Source organism: Pseudomonas sp. FSL R10-0399 (assembly GCF_009600165.1).
Lineage (GTDB): Bacteria > Pseudomonadota > Gammaproteobacteria > Pseudomonadales > Pseudomonadaceae > Aquipseudomonas > Aquipseudomonas helleri.
Genome location: NZ_WIWK01000233.1, coordinates 1 through 1,991 on the forward strand (window position 1 = coordinate 1; position 1,991 = coordinate 1,991).

At 51.2% G+C, this 1,991-nt stretch carries 4 protein-coding genes; 2 read left to right on the plus strand and 2 right to left on the minus strand.

The features are described 5' to 3' along the window. The first annotated feature begins 347 nt into the window (after positions 1-347). On the plus strand, positions 348-560 hold the full coding sequence (locus GHO41_RS29095; RefSeq protein WP_153331031.1) for a hypothetical protein: 213 nt from the start codon (positions 348-350) through the stop codon (positions 558-560). A gap of 397 nt (positions 561-957) precedes the next feature. Next, positions 958-1,332 carry an NUDIX domain-containing protein gene (locus GHO41_RS29100; protein WP_323370558.1) on the plus strand — a complete coding sequence of 125 codons (375 nt, stop codon included), beginning with the start codon at positions 958-960 and terminating at the stop codon, positions 1,330-1,332. A gap of 294 nt (positions 1,333-1,626) precedes the next feature. Here the strand turns inward: GHO41_RS29100 and GHO41_RS29105 are convergent, their stop codons facing one another. Both GHO41_RS29105 and GHO41_RS30140 read right to left on the minus strand, forming a co-directional pair. Continuing rightward, on the minus strand, positions 1,627-1,809 hold the full coding sequence (locus GHO41_RS29105; RefSeq protein WP_153331029.1) for a hypothetical protein: 183 nt from the start codon (positions 1,807-1,809) through the stop codon (positions 1,627-1,629). After that, the coding region (locus GHO41_RS30140; protein WP_218580287.1) for a hypothetical protein at positions 1,806-1,991 on the minus strand (186 nt) is incomplete at its 5' end. The genes GHO41_RS30140 and GHO41_RS29105, both read right to left, overlap by 4 nt.

The following is a 1,991-nucleotide window of genomic DNA, read 5'->3' on the forward strand; positions in this document are numbered from 1 at the left end:
CGCTGAGTTCGGAATAAGACATAGGGGCAGCACCGTACCGGAAAGGTCAGGTGTTGCACTCAGTTTTTGCCGCCGCCGACAATAAGAAAGGCTGTGATGCCAATTTTACTTCTTTAGCGCTAACTATGTCATGGTCAGAACTTCTGCTGGTAAGTTTGGCTGAGTATTCAGAGCGACCTCTTAGCGATTTTGATGGAGTGCTATTGTCTGAGGTCGGCTCGGGCTTTCTAGCGGCAACTCAGCCGAGGTCGGTGGCGCAAAGCCAACTCTTGCTACTGAAACACTTGAAACACTGGCGAAATATTAGGGCCGTATGATTCGCGTCACCGGAAACCGAGGAGCTATAGATGAATCGGCCATCAAAAAGCATGCGAAAACTGCTCGACTCCGTCGCCACCAATAATGAGGTCGCGGCGCTGGATGTTATGCGCGCAGCTGAGCAACTCGAAGACGAAGTGTTACGCCAGCGGTTGCTCAACCTGATTCACCGGCTGAATCAGGATGCCTATGACTTGCGATTAGCTCGAGACGACATTCAGGGGGGCATCAAGTTTTCGTGACCGTCCACACCCCACACCCCACACCCCGCACCCCACAGCGGACGATGGGCCTGGTAATGCAGTCTTTGCACCCGAGAACCAGTGCCTGGGTATCTGCTGGTGTACTCGTCTTAACTGCTCGACACACTATCGATAGGCATCGGTCAGTGTTTCCTTCCGCGCTTTGTCTTTCTCAAAGCAACACAGCTGAAAAACCCGCCTGGTTCAAAGGCTGACGTCTGAATCTACAGAGGAACGAGGTGGTCATCATATTGACACTTCCGTGGTGAAATATGATCGGAGAGTCGTTATTCCAGGTTGTCTTTAACTTACCTCTCCAAGCGACAGACTGAAAGCATCACTTATGGGTTCAACGCAATCCGCTACCGCGAACAAAGACGTTAAACGACGCGCGACTGTGATCGTTCGTCGTGATGAGCAGATCCTTTTTGTGCGCAAGCGTAATGCCAAGTGGAATTTGCCCGGAGGCCGTGTCGAGCAGGGAGAGACTCCCCTGCAAGCAGCGTTACGTGAGATGGTAGAGGAGACTGGATTAACCATCGATCAACTCCTCTATGTCTCCGAGTATGAGGAGGACAAGGTTATCCACTTCTTGTTTGAAGCCAGGCGGACGTTGAATCAGAAGCCTCGCCCCTGTAACGAGATTGATGACTGCCGCTGGTTCAATGCAAAGGATCTGGATAAGCGCAATGTTCGCGGATCAATCAGGTCGTTGCTCAAACGCTGCGCATCAGACGTGGACAACAGCTGGGCAACACAAAAGGCGAGTTAGAACGCCAAACGAGCTAGGGGGAACTTGGTGGAGGAAGGCTAGCGATGAGCGTGATTACTGGGTCGAGCCCCACGGCTTGAGTAACAATTTGCGGATGCCTACACCGCATACCGAAAACATATCGAATCCACCCCTATATCCTTTTAATGTGGATGACTGGGCGGAGCACAACCGCTACCGCAACGTTGTATCTGATCCAGTGCTGCATGGGGCAGCTATTGCTTCGACAACAAGCACCGACACTAAGATAAACCATCCATAGCTTTAATCTCAAGCTGCTGCTGAATACGATGCTCACGCTTGCTCGAAATCTGTTGCCCCTTGAGCGAAGAATGAACGGGAGGCAGCTTCAATCCGCTCCTGCAACTGACAAACGTATGTCTTCGCGTCCTCCAGGTTCTGGAACGACACAGCATTGTTGTCGAGCCAGACCGTGCATCCGCTGCCTTGCTCATTTGCTTCAATTCTGACGTTCATCTGCAATCCCTGTGCGCTTTGAGGCGGCGAAGAATAGCGCATTTTTCAGATGTGTCAAAATGAAACAACGCTTCTAGACCGATGGTTTTGAGGGGGCGACATTTCCTTAGGGAAATCCTGAAAAAGACTTTCTGATTTGGCAAAATCTCCGGACACCAATCGCCGAGCTTTTCAATGAAGCA

Bases quoted from the DNA above. Each gene is read 5' to 3' on its own strand.
- GHO41_RS29095 (WP_153331031.1), top strand. From the start codon at position 348: ATGAATCGGCCATCAAAAAGCATGCGAAAACTGCTCGACTCCGTCGCC.
- GHO41_RS29105 (WP_153331029.1), bottom strand. From the start codon at position 1,809: ATGAACGTCAGAATTGAAGCAAATGAGCAAGGCAGCGGATGCACGGTC.